Source organism: Acinetobacter sp. H1(2024), assembly GCF_046557555.1.
GTDB lineage: Bacteria > Pseudomonadota > Gammaproteobacteria > Pseudomonadales > Moraxellaceae > Acinetobacter > Acinetobacter seifertii.
The window spans coordinates 694,061-716,405 of sequence record NZ_JBKGFO010000002.1 but is presented as its reverse complement, the minus strand read 5'-3'; the positions used below and the strand labels follow the sequence as shown (position 1 = coordinate 716,405).

Below are 22,345 nucleotides of genomic sequence, written 5' to 3'. Positions count from 1 at the left end.
AGATCTTCTATATTGCGTCAAAGGGCTAAATGATGGGCTGCGTTAAAATGGTGGCGTGTTGTGTATCTAAACCTAGATAAAAGCAATTTGGGCGGAAGGTGTGGCACGCGGCTCCAGTTTGTTCGACCAAAAAGAGGATGCTGTCACCGTCGCAGTCAAGCCGAGCCTCAATGAGTTTTTGGTGATGTCCTGAACTTTCGCCTTTTCGCCATAAGCACTGCCGCGAGCGTGACCAGTAGCAAACCTGCTCTGTATTCAGTGTTTCAAGCAGTGCCTCACGGTTGATCCAAGCCAGCATTAAGACATCTTTACTCCTTATATCTTGGGCAATAGCCGTAATTAATCCATCCTTGTTCCAAGGAATGGCATCAATAATTGTCATTAGGTCATAACGTTGACCTAAATGTTCTTGTTCAATGTCGAGAAAAACTGTTGAAGCTACCATTGCCATGATCCCTGTGCGATTGCATCATGGGCATGTAAACTTTCAGCATGAATGACTTTGAAGTTGAAGCCTGAAATACCTGAATAATTGATAAATGCGTGATACAAACGACGCAAAGCATCCTCACAGAACATTAAATTTTGACCATTGGCTAATGCAAATGCTTGTTCATCTACACGTTTGACGGCTGTTTGAACGGGTGTTGCCAATGCTTGTTCAGCATGAGAAATAAGCTGTTGAATTGGAATTGATTGAAAATGAGGGTCTAATTTAAAACGGAGTTGAGCAAAACTTCTTTGGCTGTGTGGTGTGGCAACAATTGCATCTGTTGTCCCTAACCATACCATCACTTCATCAGTGTTTTGTGGATTTATTATTTTTGTATTAATAGCTTCTTGGAAGCTTTTTTGAATAAGGTCTCGTGCCAAAGCAGCAGAACAAGGACAAGTTGAAGAATAGGTAATTTCTATTGCTAATTCAGCCTCAAAAGTACACTCATTTAATTTACAGGATAAGCTAAAAGGATAGCTTTTCCAGCCCGATAACGCGCTGATTAAAGCAGGCTGTTCTAAGTTCAGCTCTGCTTGAATATCTAGGCGGGCTTGTTGTGAGAGCTGTGTATGACTGGTTAAGAAGTCGTCTAGTGCTTGATGAATATGGTTTAAGGTTAGGTCGGGTAGATCATGTAACTCTAACAGTCGAGTATACAATCTAGACATATGTATGCCCTTGGCAAGAGGATCATCCAAGCTGACATAAGCATTGACCTTACTTGTGCACAGCGTATTTTGAATTCGAATAGGTAGGGCGATATTTTCCATGCCTACCCAATCGAGAGGATAGGCATACGTGTTAAGAAATGGCTCAGATGAGACATCTGGCAGTTGAGAGGCATTCATATTAGAAAGTAAGCATTAAATGTTATGTTATAACATAACATTTAATGGGTATTGTTTCTAGTCTCCTATGTGCTGGAGCAGTAAATAGCTGAATTTTTATCTTATGTTTTAGAATTCCTACAATAACCAAATGCGATCAGAGAATGCCCTGTTAATGTGAAATTATGTTTTTCCGCAATGTCCAGTAGTATTTTCTCAATTTCCTCACACTTAAATTCAATGATTTGGTTTGTTTCCTGACAGACCAAATGATCGTGAGTGCTATCTGATTTCATTTCAAAAACAGCGTGATTATGGTCAAAGTTATGACGTTGAATAATGCCTGCCATTTCAAATTGAGTTAAAACCCGATAGACCGTTGCTAATCCAACATCTTCATCTTGTTCTAAAAGTTTTTTATAAATATCTTCAGCACTTAAATGATGTGGAATAGAGTTTTCCAATATTTTTAAAATTTTAAGTCGGGGTAAGGTGACTTTCAGCCCTGCTTTTCGTAGATCTTGATTGGTGATAGTCATTTTCATTTAAACCTCATAGAACAATTTAAATAAGTGTGTTTCCATTATGTATTTTAGTCGTTGGTTATTTGGCATTGCATATTTTTGCTATTTATCTTCTCCAACATTTGCAGAAGTGGGGGTATGGGGTCACATTTACACTTTGAAGTGACTAAATCTGACAAGTGTCAAAATCCATCTACATCCTTGGCAATTTTGTCTTAAATCCACTATTCGTGATTAAAGTGTTTTCTTAATACTCTATGACGATGTGTAAATACGACCTCAATAAACTTTTTGACGAGAATTCTGGCTCGTCTGGGCTGAAATGTTAATTTATCAACTAGTATCACTGTGTCAGGTTTAGAATGGTGCAGTTTAATCGACCTTTCATGTCGCCATAATTTCATCGATTTCATTGGGGACTGTTCAACAAAACTATGTTGCTCTTCTAGCTCTAATAAAGTTATATCTGGATAATCTATTGGAATAAGGCCCAAAAGTAATACCTAGCTACGAAAAAGAGGTTTCCCAAAATCCAATTTTATATCATGCAGTGATGTTATATATTTGGGGGCAGTCATTGAAAAAAATGGCTGGATCTCTTTCTGGATACCTTTAACCGATGTGATCCAATCCCATATTTTATCTTTGCTTGTAGATAACTCGGATTCAAAATATAAAATGATAGGTTTATCCATGGCCTTTTCCTTCATATTTCCAAATTGTTTGAGTTGGGGTGTCTTCTAATACGATGCCTTTTTTGAGTAGTTGCTGTCGAATTTGGTCTGCTAAAGCATATTGTTTATTGGTTCGTGCTGTATTTCTCGCCAAAATCGCTTCTTGGATTTCCTGCTCGGAAAGGGGGAGACCTTGTTCACCATCTGAGTGTTTTAATATTTTCTCAGGATCATACTGAAAAATATTTAGAATATTGCCAATCCAAATAAGTAAATGATAATTTTCAATGACTTGATTTTGGTTTTCATCCTTTAAAGCTATATTCAGCTGTTTCAATAAATCAAAACAAACAACTAACGCTTCTGGGGTATTAAAGTCATCATTCATCGCTTGATTAAATGTCAGCAGAGACGGGTGAGCTGAATACTGAACTTGATCTAAACTTTTAGTTGGGTCAATAAAAGTTTGCGCACGATATAGGGCTTGATAGAAACGTAATAGCGTTTTCTTCGTATCTTTCAAAATATGATTAGAGAAATCAATCGGATTACGGTAATGCGAACTGATCATCAGTAAGCGAATGACTTCAGGATGATAATCCTTAAGCGCATCACGTATAGTGAGAAAATTACCTAAAGACTTCGACATTTTCTCGCCATTTACATTAATGAAGCCTGTATGCAACCAGTAATTTACATACTTTTCACCAGTTGCGGCTTCACTCTGAGCAATTTCATTTTCATGATGTGGGAAAAGTAGATCTCCACCACCACCATGAATATCGAAATGGTTCCCCAAGTGACACATCGACATGGCGGAGCATTCAATATGCCAACCAGGTCGACCCTTCCCCCAAGGGGATCGCCAAGTAGGTTCATCAGGTTTTGATGCTTTCCAAAGTACAAAGTCAAAAGGGTGGCGTTTTTCCGTTTCTAAACTGACGCGTTGGCTTGCACCAGCTTGCATATCTGCTAATTTTCGACCTGATAATCGACCATAGTCAGGATAGCTTTCAACAGAAAAATAAATATCACCATTAGTCGTTTGATAGGCGTGTTTTTTCTCGATTAAGGTTTGAATGATTTTTTGGATATCTTGAATTGAATCGGTTGCTTTAGGCTCTACATCTGGAGAAAGGCAGCCTAATGTTTGAAAATCTTCATGCATTGCCTGAATAAAGCGATCCGTCAATTCACCAATGGATTCATGGTTTTCTTGAGCTTTATGAATAATCTTGTCATCAATATCCGTAATATTACGGATATATTTTACTTTCCAGCCTTGTGATCTCAAAAAGCGAACAATAAAGTCAAAGGCAACCATGGTTCGTGCATGTCCAATATGACAATAGTCATAAACGGTGATTCCACAGACATAGAGTTTGATTTCATTTGCTACAATAGGTTTGAAGCGCTCTTTGGATCGAGTTTCAGCATTATAAACATACAAATCGGACATTATTTTTTCCTAGTTAGCGCTCTATTCATTGCACGACATAATCAAATCAAAAACTAATGTTCTTCTTTTAACTTGAGAGACAGAAGAACTTTTAAATATTAAAGTTATGTTATAACATTACATAATGGGTAGCAAACTTATTAAAATTGCCCATCAAGCGTTTTAAGATTCGAGATTGAAATAAGTGGCTATGAAACATTTTTTAATTATTGGTTTACTGTTCTGTCTTACAGCATGCAGTCAGAAACAAACGGGGCAATTGATTAACTCATCTAATGCCTCTGGACGACATGCCACGGTAAAAGATAAATCTGTACAGTCGAAACGATCGTATCCAAAAACTGCGCCAATAGCTTATCAACATTGGATTTCGCAACCTTCACATAACGCTCAAGTGAATCATTATCAAACATTTTTAAAAAAATATAATTTACTGGGTGTTGTACCTGAATTTGAACTATTTCAAACAGCACGAAATTGGCAAAGCTGTGATGCACCTGAATATGAAATTCCACCTCAGGAAGTATGGGGCAATATTGTTCCTACACTCACTATTTTGAAGAAATTGGTGGATGCCAAGGTGATTGATGATTTTACGGTCACCTCTGTCTATCGAAACTATAACTTAAACCGTTGCGCAGGAGGTGCAGACTCATCGCGGCATGTTTTTAATGCAGCGCTTGATTTTCGAATTGGTTCTGAACAACCATCATCAGAAGAACTTTGGATGATTCAGCAAACAAAAACTAAATTGTGTCAATTTTGGGCTGAAAATGGTGCAGCTTTAAATATGGGACTTGGAGTCTATGCTTCTGGGCAAATCCATATTGATAGTGTCGGATATCGTACATGGGGACCAGATCATCATAGTACTTCATCTCCTTGCGTTACTCAGCTCTTGTCCAATCAAAATAATAAAGGAAAAGTAGATGAATAAATTAAAACTCAGTGTAACTCAGCAAAGGGTCTTATCCATTTTACAGAATGAGCAGAAGGCAATGAGTGCCTACGCTTTATTAGAAAAGGCAAAACCTTTGGGGCTACATTCTCCAGTACAGATTTATCGTATTTTAAAAAAATTATCGGGTTATGGACTAATTCTTAAACTTGATTCCTTGAATAAATATTTAGCATATGAATTAAAGAATAAACAAACCTATTTACTTGTCACGATTTGTACCGAGTGTCAGGCAATAGAAATTGTTGATTCGCCTCAGTTTGCCCAAGTCATTGAACAGTCTATTTTCCCCAAAAATTTTAACTCTAGACATCATTATTTAGAGTTAGTAGGTCAATGCGCTTTGTGTTTTTCCAAACATAACAGCCCTTTATTAACATAAATGTGAGAAAGCCAATGGCTAGTCCTTTAGCCATCCTACCTAAATTATCACTATGTAATTATTAGTATAGATATGGATAAACCGGAACTCATTCAACGATTTGATGTATGTTAACTGAGAAATTAAGCAATGGCAGAGGGGTCTGAAAATTGGAAGAATTTGTATAATTCATTTCTCTAGTCGGGATTAATAGTATTTTAATTGATACAAAACTTACTTCTTTAGATACATATAGGCGAGGATATAACTATGAAATTTCAGGCTTTAAATATTGCGATATTAACCATATCCGACACTAGAACTTTTGCAAATGATAAATCTGGTGACTATTTAGAAGCCGCTGTGATTCAGGCTGGCCATCAAGTTTTATCTCGTCAGATCAGTATAGATGATCGCTATCAAATTCGGTCTTTCGTTAGTCAATTCATCGCAGATGCCCAAATATCCGTGATACTGATTACTGGTGGCACTGGCTTTTATGATCGCGATATTACTCCTGAAGCAGTATCAGTTTTATTTGATAAATCTATAGACGGATTTGGAGAAGTATTTAGAGCCATATCGATGACAGAGATTGGTATGGCAACGATTCAATCGCGGGCATTAGCAGAAATAGCAAATCATACGGGGATATTCTGTTTGCCAGGGTCGACTAATGCCTGTAAAACCGCTTGGGAAAAGATACTAAAAGACCAATTAGATGCAACCACAAGACCGTGTAATTTTGTTGAACATTTCTATGCCTAATTAGTTAGTTATAGTCCAAATCTGATCTAACAGTTACTTATATTTGATATAGGCTGTCAGTGTAAATTTGTGGACTAAATTCTTTTTAGTACCAATACGTTTTCTTATAAATATGTGTGAATAAGTTAAGTATTACAGAATTTAGCCCAATCCTCCATTAATCCCTTACGTTTTTCAAGATAGGCCCCGCGTAAGTAAGCTGCTTCAACTTCATCTGGTAGCTTATGTGCTAATACATGTTCACAGACTTCGCGAGGATAATCTGTTTTATCTGCAGACCAATCACGGAAAGTTGAACGAAAACCATGTGTCGTGATCACTCGATTTTGCTTAGAATCAATATAGCCAATCCCATCTTCTTTTAATTTCTTGTCATGCATCCGTTTAATTAATGTGGTTAAAGACATATCTGATAACATACCACCGCGTGGAGCAGGGAAAATAAAGTCATCTGGTTGAGGATGGATTTCTTGATAAAGTTGCTCAAGTAATCTAATGGCTGATTCAGATAAAGGAACACGGTGTTCTTTATCCGCTTTCATTCGCTCTTTCGGAATAATCCAGATTTTATTTTTAAAATCAATTTCCTTCCATAAAGCACCAAATACTTCACCTGAGCGACAAGCCGTTAATATGGCAAATTCTAATGCTTTGGGAGAAATTCCAGTTTTTTGTCTTAAGTCCTGAATGAAACCAGCAACTTGTATATATGGCAATGACGGATGAGGTTTGGACTCTTTCTTTAAGTTTCCAAGAATGGGCTCTAAGTTGCCTTTCCATGCAGCAGGATTATCTCCAATAAAATACTCCATAGCCTTAGCATAATCGAAAATAGTTTCTATACGCCCCCGAATACGTTTAGCTGTTTCGTTTTTCTCAATCCAGATAGGCTTAAGAACTTCAGCAATATCGACTTTGGTAATCGTGCCAATGCTAATATCACCTAACGTTGGATATATATAAGTTTCTAGTGTCGATGACCATTGCCCAATATGTTTTTCATTTTTAAGTTCACGAGTTTTATTGGTAATCACAACTTTGGCACATTCACGGAAAGTTTTATTCTTTAACTGCTGGATGCGGAGCTTTTCGAGTAGTTCCTGCTTATGAGCAATAGGATCAATACCACTTCGTATTTGTAATCTTAGTTCAGTGGCTTTAGCACGAGCTTCAGCTAAAGAAACTTCAGGGTAGGGACCAAGACCAATATCACGGCGATGCGGTTTTTGCTTACCATCCTTATCAAGACGTTTACCAACTACTGCACGTAAAATCCAGACACGTGAATTGCCTTCGACATTTAAGCAAAGGCCATCAACACCCCCTACAGAATGGCGACCAGTTTCTTTGATTTTTGCTACACTGAGAGCAGATAGTTCTTTAGCTTTCTTTGGCATGATCTTTTATTTACCCCACAACTTACCCCTCTTAAATTACTAGAAATGATTAGACTAGACAAGACGTAGTTAGACTATTATTGTATTAAGTTGTTGAAAAATATATTTTTATAATATTGGTTTAGACGGCATGAGACCCTTGTTATACGGACACCGCTTCCGCCAAAATTCTTAAAAAGCCCTTGTTAATGACAAGGGCTTTTTTTTGCTTATAAATTATTAAAAAAACTATATCGCTCGATTTCACAAATCTCTAAGTATGGTCTCTCCTGTGCGTGGGTTCGTTAAAGTCACATTTTCAAGCGCCTGAATGGACCAAGAATTATTTTCCTTAATAAGTACAGTAAGAATGAGAGTGTCAATTTGATGAGGACCTTGAGGATAAGCTATACCTGCACTTAAGCGACTCCAAAAATGAGAAATACAAATATTGTCACTTATGGGAGTGATGTCTATGAGTTCATTCTCTAGTGTTGAGTCGCTATAGATTGTTTGATGAATAGGTTGGTGAAGTGCAATAATTTCCTTAGTACCTTTAACGTAATGACCGAAACGATTAACGAAAGTCGCATCTTGATGAAAAAGGGCAGCAAAGGCCTTCATATCATGATTATTCCATGCGATTTGAAATACTAAAGGAATATCTTCTGGGTTTGTTATTTTTTGATTCATACAATTCCTGCCATTTGTATCTATTTACTTAAATTTATTCTAGAAAAATGATGAAGCAATCTTTTTTTATAATAATTATACTGAGACTGTTATTTCAGCATATATATTGATAGCTTATAAATAGGTTATATATGAAAAATTTAAAATAAGTTTAATTAAACTATTAAAATCATTAATTAAAAAAAGCTGAACAATTTACTTTAATCAAACAATTGTGTAGTGATTTGTTAACATTTAAGTCTAAATTAAACATAAAAGCATATTTATATTGTATGAAAAAATAAGCGTACGATGATTCTATGAATGACACATCTGAACCAAACAAGGTCATAAAAAAACCTTCAAAAACTAAGTCATTTTTAAGCTATATAGTATTGTTTTTAATACTATTCCTTGTAGGGTTTGGAATCTGGCATTTAACACATCAGCCGCTAAAGTCTTCACAAAGTGCATCTTCGGATAAAAGAGGAAAAGGTAGTCATTTTGGAGGGGGCAACTCTGCTATTGTGGTTGGCACGAGTAAAGTGGTGCAACATGATGTACAACAAACCATTCAAGCTTTAGGTACCGTCACCTCCACCAATACAATTATTGTGCATCCGTTAATTAATGGCACGTTGATGCAAATTAATTTTAAAGAAGGGAGTTATGTTCACAAGGGGCAGCTTTTAGCGCTTATTGATGACCGTGCCCCTAAAGCAACTTTATTGCAAGCTCAAGGCCAGTTACTTAAAGATCAGGCATTGTTAACGAATGCTAAGCTTGATTTACAACGCTATGCTCAGCTTTGGAAGCAAGATTCAATTGCTAAGCAACAGTATGATACTCAAGCATCGTTGGTCAAACAGTATGAAGGTGTCTTAAAGACAGATCAGGCTGCTGTTGAAAATGCAAAACTCCAATTAAGTTATACGCGTGTTGTATCTCCAGTAGATGGGCGTATAGGTTTACGTCAGGTAGATGTTGGAAATATGGTGACGACATCTGATGCAAACGGCATCGCTAATATTACTCAGTTTAAGAATATTTCAGTGGTATTCGCTGTACCTGAGCAATATTTAACGCAATTGATGCAGATTATGGATAACCCTAACCAAAACGTTAAAGTGGAAGCTTGGGATCGTCAAAACACTCAAAAACTGGCCGATGGTAAATTGGTGGCTTTAGATAATCAGGTCAATATCAATACTGGAACTATTAATATCAAAGCCAGTTTTGATAATCAAAACCAGCATTTATTTCCAAATCAGTTCGTTAATGTTCGGATGAGTTTAGGCAATATTGCCAATGCGATGATTGTTCCAACAGTTGCTTTACAACTCGGTGCCAATGGTTCTTTTGTTTATAAAGTGAATTCTGACCAGACTGTAAGTGCTGTGAATGTTCAAACTGGGGCTGTTGTAGGTGATAACACCGTAATTACCAGTGGGGCATTAACAGTCCATGATAGCGTAGTCACAGATGGCGTAGATAAACTTAAAGATGGCGCAAAAATTAGTGTAGCTGGTACTGGACGACATCAAGGTGCAGGGCAAGCTACTGATACAAATGGTGGTAGTCGGCACTGGCAGCATCAAAATGCGCAAGGTGGCACACCAGAGGCAAATAGCACTTCAGATACTGGACAGCATAAATGGCAACATCGACGTGAACAGGCTAACACATCAAGTGTTGTAGCCAGTCAACCTTCTGCTCAAAACGCGCAGTAAGGAGTTCCGATGAATCCTTCCCGTTTATTTATCCAGCGTCCAGTGGCGACTACACTGGTCATGATTGCCATTTTTTTATGTGGGTTGGTGTCTTGGAAATTTTTGCCTGTGGCTTCATTGCCAGAGGTCGATTATCCAACTATGCAGGTCACGACCTTATATCCGGGTGCTAGTCCTGAGGTTATTGCTTCAACGATTACCGCTCCGCTTGAACGTCAGTTTGGGCAGATGCCGGGTCTAAGCCAAATGTCATCGACTAGCTCCAATGGGGCATCGGTCATTACTTTGCAATTTAATTTAAATTTGGGATTGGATGTCGCTGAACAAGAAGTACAGGCTGCGATTAATGCATCCAATAATTTGTTACCTAACGATTTGCTCACTCCACCGACCTATAGCAAAGTAAATCCGGCTGATAAGCCAATTATGACCATTGCAATCAGCTCTAAAGAGATGCCGATTACTAAACTGGAAGATCTGGTCGATACCCGTTTAGCACAACAACTTTCTCAAGTGAGTGGAGTTGGCTTAATTGGTGTAAGTGGTGGACAGCGCCCCGCAGTGCGTTTACAAGTAAACTCGGCAGCTTTGGCCAATATGGGGCTGACTTTAGAAGATGTGCGCACAGCGGTCACGGCAGCTAACGTGAATCAAGCGAAAGGTACCATTAGTGGTGCCGTACAGTCCTCTACCATTGATGGCAATGATCAGTTGCATACGGCGGATGATTATAAAAATTTAATTATTGCTTATAAAAATGGTGCACCAATTCGAATGTCTGATATTGCTGCGACCATTGATTCCGCAGAAAACGTGCGTTTAGCAGCATGGGTTGGACATACTAGCAATAACGCTGCAACCCAAACGCCAGCCATTATTATTAATGTGCAACGTCAACCTAATGCAAATGTGATTCAGGTTGCGGATCAAATTAAGCAAATCCTGCCAAAATTACAAAGTAGTTTTCCACAATCTGTGAATGTGGAAATTTTAAATGATAGTACTGCGACCATTCAGGCCTCACTAACCGATGTAGAGTTTGAGCTGGTTTTGGCAATGGTGCTGGTCATCATTGTCGTGTTTCTATTTTTACGTAGTGTACGGGCAACCTTTATTCCGGCAGTGGCATTACCACTTTCTTTGGTCGGTACTTTTGCTGTGATGTATCTGATCGGTTTTTCGGTCGATAACTTAAGTTTGATGGCGCTTACAATTGCAACGGGTTTTGTCATTGACGATGCGATTGTCATGATCGAAAACATTTCCCGTTATATTGAGCAAGGTGAGTCACCGATGCAGGCTGCCTTAAAAGGTTCAGAGCAAATCGGTTTTACCATTATTTCCCTGACTATTTCGCTAATTGCTGTACTCATTCCTCTGTTATTTATGGGCGATGTAGTTGGACGATTATTCCGTGAGTTTGCAGTAACCCTTGCTGTTTCTATTTTAATTTCAGCTTTTATTTCTTTGACTCTGACCCCAATGCTGTCTTCAAGATTGCTCAAACATATCCCTGAGGCAGAGCAGGGACGTTTTTATCATGCCATGGGGAGCTTTTTTGATAAAACGATTGGTGTTTACTCCAAAGCATTACGTTGGGTGTTGGCACGACAAGGGCTATTTTTAGTCGTTACGGTTGCGACGTTTGTCTTTACGGTTATGTTGTATGTTTTTATCCCGAAAGGTTTTTTCCCTGTTCAGGATACAGGACAAATTATTGCTACAACTGAAGCTGACCAGACGATTTCATTTCAGGCAATGAGCGTGAAACAGCAAGAAACTGCAAAAATTATTTTGCAAGATCCTGCTGTACAAAGTATTTCATCATTTATTGGTGTGGATGGGACAAATAGCTCACTCAATACCGGCCGTATTTTAATTAATTTAAAGGATAAATCGGCTCGTCCCGATGTGCAGACGGTTATTAGTGATTTGCAACAACGCCTGAGTAAAGCTCAAGGTGTGACTACATATTTGCAACCTGCTCAAGATTTAACAATCGATGCAAGACAAAGTAGAACCCAATATCAGTTTACTGTGCAATCTACGCGTTCTGAGGACTTGGCGACATGGATTCCACAACTTGTTCAAGCGTTGTCTTTGCGTCCTGAAATTACAAATTTAGCAAGTGACTGGCAAGATAAAGGCTTACAGGTTTATGTTGATATTAACCGTGACGCCGCCGCTCAATATGGGGTGACGACAGCGAGTATTGATAACATTCTTTACAACGCATTTGGGCAAAGACTCATCAGTACTATTTTCACTCAAACCAATCAATATCATGTAGTGCTTGGGTTATCAGAACAAGATCAAAATGGTCTACAAGCCTTACAGGATTTATATGTTCCTTCAAGCAGTGGAAAGCCTGTTCGTTTAAGTTCAATCGCCACGATTCAACCTAGAAATACCTTGCTTGAGATTAACCATTTAGGTCAATTCCCAACGGCAACAATTTCATTTGATACTGCTCAAGGTGTGTCATTAGAGCAAGCAGTTCAAGCGGTTAAAGAAACCGAGCAACAGTTAAAACTACCAAACAGTTTGATGACTCAATTTCAGGGTGCTGCTCTTGCGTTTCAAGCTTCTTTAAGTAATACGGTATGGCTCATTATTGCTGCAATTGTGGTGATGTATATTATTTTGGGTGTGCTTTATGAAAGCTTCATACATCCACTCACCATTTTATCGACATTACCATCGGCAGGGATTGGCGCACTTTTAGCATTGTCCTTAACTCATAATGATTTAAACATTATTGCGATTATTGGCATTGTGCTGCTGATTGGTATTGTTAAGAAAAATGCAATTATGATGATTGATTTCGCCCTAGATGCAGAACGGCATCAGGGGCTGACCCCAATGGAGTCAATTTATCAAGCTTGTTTACTAAGATTTAGACCAATTTTAATGACCACTATGGCAGCATTGTTAGGTGCCGTGCCTCTAGTCATTGGGAGTGGAATGGGATCGGAATTACGCCATCCACTTGGTATTACCATGATTGGTGGTTTAATTCTGAGTCAGCTTCTTACTTTATTTACCACACCAGTTGTTTATCTCGCTTTTGACCATTTGGCTCAGCGCATAAAAGGAAATCGCCGTCCAGATAAAGATGCCAGCGAGTTGCCACCTTATGAACATTTTAAGTCTGGGGTGGATGAAGTATGAGTATTTCAACGCCTTTTATACGCCGTCCTGTAGCAACGACTTTACTGAGTATTGGGTTGGTATTGCTGGGTTTATTAGCTTTTAATATTTTACCCGTCGCTTCATTGCCGCGAGTTGATTTTCCTACTATTTCTGTAACAGCAAAACAAGCAGGGGCAAGTCCGGAGGTAATGGCAGCTACTGTGGCTACGCCGTTAGAGCGAAATTTAGGACGTATTGCTGGGGTAAATGAAATTACCTCTTCAAGTACATTAGGCTCTACTCGTATTACGCTTCAGTTTGATTTAAATCGTGATATTAATGGCGCTGCTCGTGACGTGCAGGGTGCAATTAATGCATCGCTTTCTTCGTTACCGTCGGGGCTTCAAAATAACCCAACTTATCGAAAGGCCAATCCTGCTGATGCGCCTGTCATGATTTTGGCGCTGACCTCTAAAACTTTATCTAGAGGACAGATGTATGATGCAGCCGATACGATTTTGGGACAAAAACTCCTCCAGATTGAGGGAGTTGGTGATGTCAGCATTGGGGGAGCAGCACAGCCCGCGGTACGGGTTGAGCTTAACCCTAGCCAGTTGGCGCACTATGGTATTGGGCTAGATACAGTACGTTCTGCCATTACTTCAACAAATGCAAACCGACCTAAGGGCTTTATAGAAAAGAAACAAGAGCTGTGGGAAGTTAAAGCAAATGACCAAGCCAAACAAGCTGCTGACTATATTCCCTTAATTGTGAGCTATAAAAATGGGGGAGCGGTTAGAATTTCTGATGTTGGAGAAGTAAAAGACTCTGTATTAGATAGTCGTAATGCGGGTTACTATGCAGATCAACCATCTGTTTTGATTATGGTATTTAAACAGCCTAATGCCAATGTAATTGAAACCATTCAACGCATCAACCAAATGTTGCCGACCTTACAACAGGCACTTCCATCACAAATAGAAATTCATACAGCGGTTGATCGTAGTAAGACCATTCAAGCTTCTTTAAGAGAGATTGAACGGACTTTAATTATTGCGATTATATTGGTCATTATTGTTGTTTTCGTATTTTTGAAAAATGGCCGAGCCACTTTAATTCCTGCGATTACTGTACCAATTTCTCTGGTGGGTACTTTTGCTTTGATGTATGCCTCAGGCTTTTCATTAAACAACATTAGTTTAATGGCCTTGACGATTGCGACAGGGTTTGTGGTAGACGATACCATTGTTGTGCTTGAAACCATTTCAAGGCGAATGGAAGAGGGGCTTGCTCCCATGCAGGCAGCAATTACGGGGGCAAGAGAGGTTAGTTTTACAGTAATCTCAATGAGCATTTCATTGATTGCGGTATTTGTACCTATTTTACTTATGGGTGGAATTGTGGGGCGTTTGTTCCATGAGTTTGCCATGACCTTAAGCTATGCCATCTTAATTTCAATGGTAGTTTCACTCACCACCACACCTATGCTGTGTGCATGGTGGTTGAAAAGAAATAAGAAAAATCAGCCAAACACTGAAAACCTGATAGTTGAACAGACTTCAAAAACTGACGATTATAGCGAAGCTCTTTTAGTCGCATCTGATGATGAGTATTTAAAAAAACAGGGCTTATTTGGACGAATTACCCTGCTATATAAGCGTAGTTTGGCAGTCGCATTGCGACATAAAGCTATGACGATGATTATTTTCATTTTTACGATTGGACTGAATGTTTACTTATATATTGCTGTGCCTAAAGGTTTCTTCCCCCAACAAGATACAGGGGTCATGATGGGATCTTTAGTTGCAGACCAAAATATTTCCTTTGATGCAATGAATATCAAGCTTAAAAAATACATTGCTGTGATTGGGAAAGACCCAGCCGTTGATCATGTAATGGGCACACTTGGAGGTTCCCAACTTAATCGGGCAAATTTATTTTTAGCTTTAAAACCTTTGGGTGAAAGAGCAGATACCCCAGACCAGATCATGGCTCGATTACGTAAAGTTCTTGGGCATGAAGCAGGAATACGTTTTAGTCTCAGACCTGTACAAGATATTAATATTGGAGGTCGCTCAAGTGATGCCAGTTATCAATACACCTTACAAGGCGATGACTTAACTGCACTAAGAAGCTGGACCCCAAAAATTCAAGCTGCTTTATCTAAACTGCCAGCTTTAACCGATGTATCTAGTGATCAGGATGTGAAAGGGTTAGAAACCAAGCTTAGTTTTGATCATGACAAAATGAAAATGATGGGTATAACGCAAGCTCAAGTCGATAGTACGTTAAATGATGCTTTCGGTCAGCGACAAGTCTCGACCATTTATAACCCGATGAATCAATATCATGTGGTCATGGAAGTTGCACCTGAGTTTGCAAAAAGTGTGGAAGCGCTCAACAGTATTTATATACAAGATGCTCAAGGGCAGTCCATCCCTTTATCTACATTTAGTTCATGGAAAGCTGCGAACACTTCTTTGTCGGTCAATCATCAAGGATTATTTGCTGCCAGTACCATTACATTCAATTTAAATGATGGCTATTCACTTTCAGATGCTACCGTCCAAATTAATAATGCAATGAATGAATTAAAAGTCCCAACTTCTATACGTGGGTCATTCCAAGGTTCGGCAAAAGCGTTTCAATCTTCCTTAAGTTCAGAGCCATTACTTATTTTGGCGGCAATTGTGGTGATTTATATTGTGCTCGGAATTTTATATGAAAGCTTTGCTCATCCATTGACTATTCTTTCTACATTGCCGTCTGCGGGATTAGGGGCGCTCATCGCTCTCATTCTTTTTAAAATGGAATTTACCGTAATTGCTCTCATCGGAATTTTATTGCTGATTGGTATTGTGAAAAAGAATGCCATCATGATGATTGACGTCGCATTAACTTTGCAGCGAAAGCAAAGTTTAAAACCTGAAACAGCGATTTTAGATGCATCAGTGCTACGTTTTAGACCAATTATGATGACAACATTTGCAGCTTTATTTGGTGCTCTACCTTTGGCTTTGGGCCGAGGTGACGGTGCGGAGTTACATGTGCCTTTGGGTGTATCGATTGTGGGTGGTTTGATCATTAGTCAGATATTAACTTTATATAGTACGCCTGTAATGTACTTATATATTGACCAATTGAGCGAATGGGGAAAACGTAAGTTCAAAAACATATGGTCTATGAAACAAATGGGCTTAAAGAAATAAGAGGGTATGTTAATGCATCAAAAAAATCATGTACGGTTTAAACAGCTCTCGTTTAATGCCTTGGGAAGTTTGGTAGTCATATTGTCTGGTACATTGTCAGGTTGTCAGTTGGTCAAACCGGAACCTACACCTCATGTGAATATTGGTGCCAATTTTTCTCAGCCATCACAATATGGTTTAGATATTAAAAAGTGGCAAACTGATGGTTGGAAAATTGCGCTGCCAAGTGATCATTTACCCAAAGGTGAATGGTGGCAAATTTTTCAGGATGAACAATTAAATAAACTCGTTGATCAGTTGAATCGAGAGAATGCCTCGATTGCACAATACGAAGCACAGTACCGTCAAGCCACAGCACTGCTGAGTGAAGCGAAAGCAGGGACTAGACCGACAGTCACTGGAAATACGTCAGCCACTCGCTCCAAATCTGGCGAAGCATCAGCAACCACAAGTTATGGTTTGGGGGTAAATGCGAGCTGGGAGCCCGACTTTTGGGGTAAAGTTCACCAAAATATTTTAGTGAACCAGAATAAAGCCCAAGCAAGTGAAGCAGAACTTAACTCAATCCGTTTAAGTATGCAGGCCCAACTTGCCACCACTTACTTACAATGGGTGGTGCAAGGTTTTCAGCTACAGTCGCAGCAAGAAAGTCTGAATAACCTTAAGAAGTCCTTACAGCTTACCCAAAATCAATATAAAGCCGGCATAGTGGCATCGACTACGGTCGATCAGGCACAAAGCCAATATCAAAGTGCTCAAGCGAATTATACTGACATGCAATTGTCGCAAGTAAAATTACAGCACGCCATTGCTACCTTAATTGGTCAGCCACAAGACCAATTTCAGCTAACAATGCCGAAAACTTTGCCTTCATTGCCACAAATACCAGTTGAACTCCCATCAAGTATATTAGAGCGTCGTCCTGATGTAGCTGTAGCAGAAAGAAACATGGCAGCAGCAAATGCTCAAGTAGGGGTAGCTAAACTCGCCATTTTCCCAGATTTTAGCTTGGGAGGAAGTTTAGGTTATAAAAGCAGTAAGTTAAGTGACTTGTTTAATGCGCCTAATTTTATTTGGTCGGTTGGTCCTACGCTCGCAGCGACCCTGTTTGATGGTGGGCTTCGACATGCTCAAACCAAACAAGCTCTAGCTGCTTATGACGCGAGTGCAGCTTCTTATAAACAAACTGTACTTTCAGCTATCCAAGAAGTTGAAGACAATATTGCTTCTCAAGCTTTACTTTCAAAAGAAGTAAATGAGCAAAAGCAAGGGCTACAGGCAGCTACGCGTGCTGAAAATACCACGATGAATCAATACAAAGCAGGAATGGTCGGATACTTAAACGTTTTGACTGCACAAAATACCCGTTTGTCAGCACAAAACAGTGTGTGGTCACTCATGAGTAAGCAATATCAGACAACTGTTAGCTTGATTAGCTCGATGGGGGGAAGCTTTGAATAGCTAAGAGACACATAGAACAATAGTTGCTTTGTCGCGCTACCTTTGGCGGACAAGCAGCTATGTGGCTATAAAATATTCATTAAGCAGTTTTTATAAAATAAAGATAAAAATATAAGATAAACAAAATTGACTCATAACGAGTTTAATATGATGAATAATCAAACATCGTCTAAAAATTTAAATAAAAATCCTTTTTTTAGGCACTATTTAATTGTTCAGAGCAATACAATTAAGTTTAAAATATGGAGATGTTGTATACAGGATGCCATTTATTAGTTTAATTAAAATTAGAGTTATATAAATCTTGTGAATTATAGGTTTTTACTTGGCTATTTTTGTACGTTTTCTATCCTGAAGACGATGAAAAAATTAAAACATTGAAGCTAAAGGCTTAATTTTTTTAGAAAAGATGATACTAAAGAATCAAGAATTATATATTATTAAATAGACTTTGAAACTAAAACTTTAATCTTGATTTAAGTTCAATTATTTAATTTATGACACATCTAGATTTCTTTAATGAGTCAGAAAAACAAATTATGACTTCATTTGAGCCAAATCAGAAAATTAAAGAGAGTATAAAAATGAACCAGTTTGTAACAAACACGAATAATATTATTCGTGGAAAGTATCATCCGGAATTTTTGCAGTATGAAGTCTTGGCCGATATTTTTGTCCATACTGCACAAACTCTTCCTGATAAAACGGCTTTAATTGAAGCAGATAAAACGTTGACCTATGGTGAGTTGTACCAACAAGCCTTAGTCATGGCTCAGCACTTGACGATCAGAGGGGTGAAACCTGGTCATATTGTTGGGTTATGGTTGCCTCGTGGTATCGAGCTTTTAAAAGCTCAATTGGCGATTTGTTTAAGTGGTGCAGCATGGCTTCCTTTTGATATGGATACGCCAGCTGACCGTATAGCAGTGTGTCTTGAAGATGCTGAATCTGTGGGAATGATTACTACAGATGAATGGTATGCACATTTAGAAGAAGTGCCGCAAGCAAAATGGACAAACACTGAATTACAAAAGCCACTCAGTGAAAATATTCCTTTAGCTAAAACAACCCCAGAACAACCTGCGTATATTATTTATACATCAGGCTCAACGGGTAAGCCAAAAGGGATTGTGATTACCCAAAGAAATATTTGTCACTTTTTACGCAGTGAAAATAATGTTTTAGGTATTCAAGAACAAGACAAAGTCTATCAAGGCTTTTCTGTCGCTTTTGACATGTCGTTTGAAGAAATTTGGCTTTCGTACTTGGTTGGTGCAACATTGTGGATTGCACCTAAGTCGCTTGTGAGTGACCCTGAACGTTTATGCCAAACATTAAAGCAAGAAAACATTACCGTATTGCATGCTGTACCGACATTACTTGCTTTATTCCCTGAAGATGTACCTAACTTAAGAATTATTAACTTAGGTGGGGAAATGTGTCCGGATTCACTAGTTGACCGTTGGGCATTACCTCACCATCAAATGTTTAACACTTATGGTCCAACCGAGACTACCGTTACAGCAAGCCTTGAGTCTTTAGAGCGTGGCAAACTCGTTACGATTGGTAAGCCTTTACCAAACTATGGCATGCTGGTCATTAACGCTGAAAGAGAATTACTGCCGCAAGGTGAAACAGGTGAGCTCTGTATTTTTGGCCCAAGTGTGGCAGAAGGATATTTAGGCAGACCTGATTTAACGGCTGATAAGTTTATTGAAAACCCGTGGGCAGAAGGTCCAGACGAACAATCGCTCTATCGTACTGGTGACTTGGCTAAAATTGATGAGTTTGGCCAAGTACACTGTTTGGGGCGTGCGGACGATCAGGTAAAAATTCGTGGTTTCCGTGTTGAACTTGGTGAGATCGAAGCTGCGCTTTGCGATATTGAAGGTATTGGTACAGCAGCAGTTATTCTTCGTCCTGAAGATGGTATTGATCAGCTTATTGCGTTTATTGCACCAGAAATTGATGCGAAACAAGCAATCGAAATTAAAGTACTTCGTCAAAATTTAAGCCAACGCTTACCACCTTATATGGTGCCAAACCGTTTTGAGATTATTGAAGAAGTTCCGCGTCTATTGTCAGGAAAAATTGACCGTAAAGCTTTAAAAGCACGACCACTCACCAGTGTGATTGACCGTAGTGAATCGGACCAACCACAAAACCCAGCAGAAGAAATTTTATTTGGTATTTTGAATCGCTTGTTTCCAAACATGCCGATTAAACTCGATTCAGATTTCTTTGATGACTTAGGTGGTCATTCACTTTTAGCGGCTGTTTTGATTTCAAACTTACGTGAACATCCGGAATATAGCCACTTAACTATTCAAAACTTATATCAAGCGAGACGAGTTGGGGCCATTGCTGCGCTCATGCTAGAGCAGCCAACGCCGACTGTATTTGATAGCCAAATTGGGCAAGATAACCCGCGTAACCAGACTTATAAGTGGTTATGTGGTATCGCACAGCTAATTACTATTCCTGTTTTAATTTCGATTAATATCTTGCAGTGGTTAGCGCCATTCTTTACCTATCATTATTTTACTGGTGGATCACGAGACAGTATTCCGAATGCAATCGCGATGTCTTTATTGGTTTATATCAGCGTAATTATTGCCAGTTTTGTTGTTTCAATTTCTGTAAAACGACTATTAATGATGGGCGTTGGTGCAGGGCAATATCCATTATGGGGATTAACCTATTTCCGTTGGTGGTTAGCAGACCGTATAGGTAGTATTTCACCTGTCTATCTTTTGTCAGGTTCAACTTTACTTAACTTATATTTGAAAGCGCTTGGTGCCAAAATCGGCCATGACGTTACGATTAGTTCAGTACATATTCGTATGCCATCTTTACTTACGGTTGAAGATGGGGTGAGCATTGGCTCTCAAGTAAACTTAGAGAATGCCAAAGTCGAACATGGTCACTTGGTGTTAGGTTCAATTCACTTAAAAGAAGACAGTTATGTGGGCTCTTATGCTGTATTAGAAGAAAATACAGTGTTAGAAAAACAAGCTCATGTAAATGCTTTAACTTCAATTGAATATGACACTGTTATTCCCGCCGGAGAAATCTGGGATGGTACACCTGCGAAAAAGATCGGACATGTGGATGATCACGATAAATTGCCAGAGCGTCCAAAATTATCGTTTATTCGTAAAATTGCAGAGTATGCATATTATGGAATTAGTGCGTTAATTATTGCGTGTTTGTTCTTTATTCCAATTTTCCCAAGCTTCCTTTTGGTCGACTGGTTAGATGCAAACGTATTTAATATTAGTACAAACGACCATTTACAAATCGCACTGTACTACTTCATTTTAGCGATTCCTGCTAGTGCAATGATGATGATGATTACTGCTGTGATTTCTTCAGTCATTCGTAAAGTTGCATTGCCACGTCTAGAAACAGGAACCTATGCAGTTCATGGTGGTACGTACTACCGTAAATGGTTTGCATCTCAAATCTTGGAAACGAGCTTACAAACCTTACATGGCTTGTTTGCGACCATTTATGCGCCAACGTGGTTCCGTATGCTCGGTGCAAAAGTAGGTAAAAATACTGAAATTTCTACCGCAAATGGTGTTATTCCAGAAATGCTGACTTTGGGTGAAGAAAGCTTTATTGCCGATGCTGTAATGCTAGGTGATGAAGAAATCAAAGGCGGCTGGATGACATTAAAATCGACCACCATTGGTAACCGTAGTTTTGTCGGAAACAGTGCTTATATTGCTGATGGTACCGTGTTACCAGACAACGTCTTGATTGGTGTGCAATCTAAAACACCTGATAACGTTGAAATGTACGATGGTCAAACTTGGTTTGGTTCTCCACCTTTATTGCTGCCTGCACGTGAAGCTGCTGAGAAATATCCAGATCATTTAACATTCTTGCCAAGTATCAAACGCCGTTTAATGCGTGGTTTTATTGAAGGCCTTCGTGTTGTATTACCTGCTGCTCTTGCGATTGGTGTGGGTTATATGATCGTGCTTGAGATTATTGACGTTATTAATAAATACAACATTCCAACTGGTTTGTTGGCTTTAACGCTTGCTGGTTTGCTCTATGGCGTAGGTTGCTTCGTTATAGTTGCACTATTGAAGTGGACTCTAATTGGTCGTTACGAGCCGCGTTCAGCTCCAATGTGGACTATGTTTGTATGGTTGAGTGAAGGGATCACGAGCTTATATGAGTCAGTTGCGATTCCGAACTTCTTAAACTACTTAAGAGGAACGCCAATGTTGCCATTCTTCTTGCGTATTTTAGGTGTTCGCATTGGTAAAGACGTCTATATGGACACTGCTGATATTACAGAGTTCGACTGTGTAAGCATCGGTGACCGTGCTGAGTTTAATAGCTTCTCAGGCCCACAAACTCACTTGTTTGAAGACCGTATTATGAAAATCGGACAAGTGAATATTGGTAATGATGTTGTGGTAAATACACGTAGTATTATTTTATATAATGCCAACGTGAGCAACCATGCTGTGTTAGGTCCATTAACATTGGTGATGAAGGGTGAAAATATTCCGGCTAAATCAGCTTGGATTGGTTCACCGGCTGTGCCTTGGGTTCATAAATAATTAATTGTTGAATTGAAAAAAAAGCCTCTGTAGAACAGGGGCTTTTTTGTAGCTAAGCTATGGTTAATTTTAGACACTTATATAATGTTCATGTGCTAAGTACATTGTAAAATAT

General features: G+C 38.9%; 15 protein-coding genes. 8 read left to right on the top strand and 7 right to left on the bottom strand.

The genetic code is table 11. The annotated features are described in order from the left end of the window. Positions 1–25 precede the first annotated feature (25 nt). The 5 genes from hisI to cysS form a co-directional block, all read right to left on the bottom strand. Positions 26–445: a phosphoribosyl-AMP cyclohydrolase gene (hisI, locus tag ACLCEG_RS09120; RefSeq protein ID WP_017816579.1), complete on the bottom strand. Its 420-nt coding sequence runs from the start codon at positions 443–445 to the stop codon at positions 26–28. Further along, complete coding sequence (folE2, locus tag ACLCEG_RS09115; RefSeq protein WP_024439327.1) at positions 439–1,344, bottom strand: GTP cyclohydrolase FolE2; 906 nt, start codon at positions 1,342–1,344, stop codon at positions 439–441. The genes hisI and folE2 overlap by 7 nt, the downstream gene beginning before the upstream one ends. A gap of 101 nt (positions 1,345–1,445) precedes the next feature. Continuing rightward, positions 1,446–1,862 (bottom strand): ferric iron uptake transcriptional regulator, encoded by a 417-nt coding sequence (gene fur / locus ACLCEG_RS09110; RefSeq protein ID WP_025468461.1) that lies wholly within the window; start codon positions 1,860–1,862, stop codon positions 1,446–1,448. 488 nt (positions 1,863–2,350) lie between these two features. Beyond that, positions 2,351–2,542 carry a hypothetical protein gene (locus ACLCEG_RS09105; protein ID WP_017816582.1) on the bottom strand — a complete coding sequence of 64 codons (192 nt, stop codon included), beginning with the start codon at positions 2,540–2,542 and terminating at the stop codon, positions 2,351–2,353. Then, a complete protein-coding gene (gene cysS, locus ACLCEG_RS09100) occupies positions 2,535–3,980 on the bottom strand; it encodes a cysteine--tRNA ligase (RefSeq protein WP_017816583.1) in 1,446 nt (481 codons plus the stop codon). Before cysS ends, ACLCEG_RS09105 begins: the two co-directional genes overlap by 8 nt. Positions 3,981–4,170: 190 nt before the next feature. On the opposite strand from cysS, the gene ACLCEG_RS09095 reads away from it, so the two are divergent. From ACLCEG_RS09095 to moaB, 3 genes are all read left to right on the top strand, one after another. Then, complete coding sequence (locus tag ACLCEG_RS09095) at positions 4,171–4,917, top strand: D-Ala-D-Ala carboxypeptidase family metallohydrolase (RefSeq protein WP_017816584.1); 747 nt, start codon at positions 4,171–4,173, stop codon at positions 4,915–4,917. After that, positions 4,910–5,320 carry a Fur family transcriptional regulator gene (locus tag ACLCEG_RS09090; protein WP_017816585.1) on the top strand — a complete coding sequence of 137 codons (411 nt, stop codon included), beginning with the start codon at positions 4,910–4,912 and terminating at the stop codon, positions 5,318–5,320. Before ACLCEG_RS09095 ends, ACLCEG_RS09090 begins: the two co-directional genes overlap by 8 nt. Before the next feature lie 249 nt (positions 5,321–5,569). Beyond that, positions 5,570–6,067, top strand: coding sequence for a molybdenum cofactor biosynthesis protein B (moaB, locus tag ACLCEG_RS09085; RefSeq protein WP_031975202.1), 498 nt, complete (start codon positions 5,570–5,572; stop codon positions 6,065–6,067). Positions 6,068–6,192: 125 nt separating this feature from the next. Here moaB and ACLCEG_RS09080 read toward each other — a convergent pair whose 3' ends face one another. Beyond that, positions 6,193–7,464, bottom strand: a complete 1,272-nt coding sequence (locus tag ACLCEG_RS09080) for a tyrosine-type recombinase/integrase (RefSeq protein ID WP_017816587.1) — start codon at positions 7,462–7,464, stop codon at positions 6,193–6,195. A 243-nt stretch (positions 7,465–7,707) separates the two neighbouring features. Next, a complete protein-coding gene (locus tag ACLCEG_RS09075) occupies positions 7,708–8,136 on the bottom strand; it encodes an SgcJ/EcaC family oxidoreductase (protein WP_410567216.1) in 429 nt (142 codons plus the stop codon). A 299-nt stretch (positions 8,137–8,435) separates the two neighbouring features. Between ACLCEG_RS09075 and ACLCEG_RS09070 the strand changes: the two genes are divergently transcribed. From ACLCEG_RS09070 to posA, 5 genes are all read left to right on the top strand, one after another. After that, positions 8,436–9,845, top strand: coding sequence for an efflux RND transporter periplasmic adaptor subunit (locus tag ACLCEG_RS09070; RefSeq protein ID WP_410567214.1), 1,410 nt, complete (start codon positions 8,436–8,438; stop codon positions 9,843–9,845). 9 nt (positions 9,846–9,854) lie between these two features. After that, positions 9,855–13,016 (top strand): MdtB/MuxB family multidrug efflux RND transporter permease subunit, encoded by a 3,162-nt coding sequence (locus ACLCEG_RS09065; RefSeq protein WP_410567212.1) that lies wholly within the window; start codon positions 9,855–9,857, stop codon positions 13,014–13,016. Next, positions 13,013–16,186 (top strand): efflux RND transporter permease subunit, encoded by a 3,174-nt coding sequence (locus ACLCEG_RS09060; RefSeq protein WP_410567210.1) that lies wholly within the window; start codon positions 13,013–13,015, stop codon positions 16,184–16,186. Before ACLCEG_RS09065 ends, ACLCEG_RS09060 begins: the two co-directional genes overlap by 4 nt. A gap of 12 nt (positions 16,187–16,198) precedes the next feature. Then, on the top strand, positions 16,199–17,647 hold the full coding sequence (locus ACLCEG_RS09055) for an efflux transporter outer membrane subunit (RefSeq protein WP_151761969.1): 1,449 nt from the start codon (positions 16,199–16,201) through the stop codon (positions 17,645–17,647). Between the two features lie 584 nt (positions 17,648–18,231). Further along, positions 18,232–22,230 carry a delta-poly-L-ornithine synthetase PosA gene (gene posA / locus ACLCEG_RS09050; protein ID WP_410567208.1) on the top strand — a complete coding sequence of 1,333 codons (3,999 nt, stop codon included), beginning with the start codon at positions 18,232–18,234 and terminating at the stop codon, positions 22,228–22,230. Positions 22,231–22,345: the final 115 nt, after the last annotated feature.

Bases quoted from the DNA above. Each gene is read 5' to 3' on its own strand.
- ACLCEG_RS09060 (WP_410567210.1), top strand. From the start codon at position 13,013: ATGAGTATTTCAACGCCTTTTATACGCCGTCCTGTAGCAACGACTTTA.
- posA (WP_410567208.1), top strand. From the start codon at position 18,232: ATGAACCAGTTTGTAACAAACACGAATAATATTATTCGTGGAAAGTAT.
- folE2 (WP_024439327.1), bottom strand. From the start codon at position 1,344: ATGAATGCCTCTCAACTGCCAGATGTCTCATCTGAGCCATTTCTTAAC.
- ACLCEG_RS09070 (WP_410567214.1), top strand. From the start codon at position 8,436: ATGAATGACACATCTGAACCAAACAAGGTCATAAAAAAACCTTCAAAA.
- ACLCEG_RS09105 (WP_017816582.1), bottom strand. From the start codon at position 2,542: ATGGATAAACCTATCATTTTATATTTTGAATCCGAGTTATCTACAAGC.
- ACLCEG_RS09075 (WP_410567216.1), bottom strand. From the start codon at position 8,136: ATGAATCAAAAAATAACAAACCCAGAAGATATTCCTTTAGTATTTCAA.
- hisI (WP_017816579.1), bottom strand. From the start codon at position 445: ATGGTAGCTTCAACAGTTTTTCTCGACATTGAACAAGAACATTTAGGT.
- cysS (WP_017816583.1), bottom strand. From the start codon at position 3,980: ATGTCCGATTTGTATGTTTATAATGCTGAAACTCGATCCAAAGAGCGC.
- fur (WP_025468461.1), bottom strand. From the start codon at position 1,862: ATGACTATCACCAATCAAGATCTACGAAAAGCAGGGCTGAAAGTCACC.
- ACLCEG_RS09055 (WP_151761969.1), top strand. From the start codon at position 16,199: ATGCATCAAAAAAATCATGTACGGTTTAAACAGCTCTCGTTTAATGCC.
- ACLCEG_RS09095 (WP_017816584.1), top strand. From the start codon at position 4,171: ATGAAACATTTTTTAATTATTGGTTTACTGTTCTGTCTTACAGCATGC.
- ACLCEG_RS09090 (WP_017816585.1), top strand. From the start codon at position 4,910: ATGAATAAATTAAAACTCAGTGTAACTCAGCAAAGGGTCTTATCCATT.
- moaB (WP_031975202.1), top strand. From the start codon at position 5,570: ATGAAATTTCAGGCTTTAAATATTGCGATATTAACCATATCCGACACT.
- ACLCEG_RS09065 (WP_410567212.1), top strand. From the start codon at position 9,855: ATGAATCCTTCCCGTTTATTTATCCAGCGTCCAGTGGCGACTACACTG.
- ACLCEG_RS09080 (WP_017816587.1), bottom strand. From the start codon at position 7,464: ATGCCAAAGAAAGCTAAAGAACTATCTGCTCTCAGTGTAGCAAAAATC.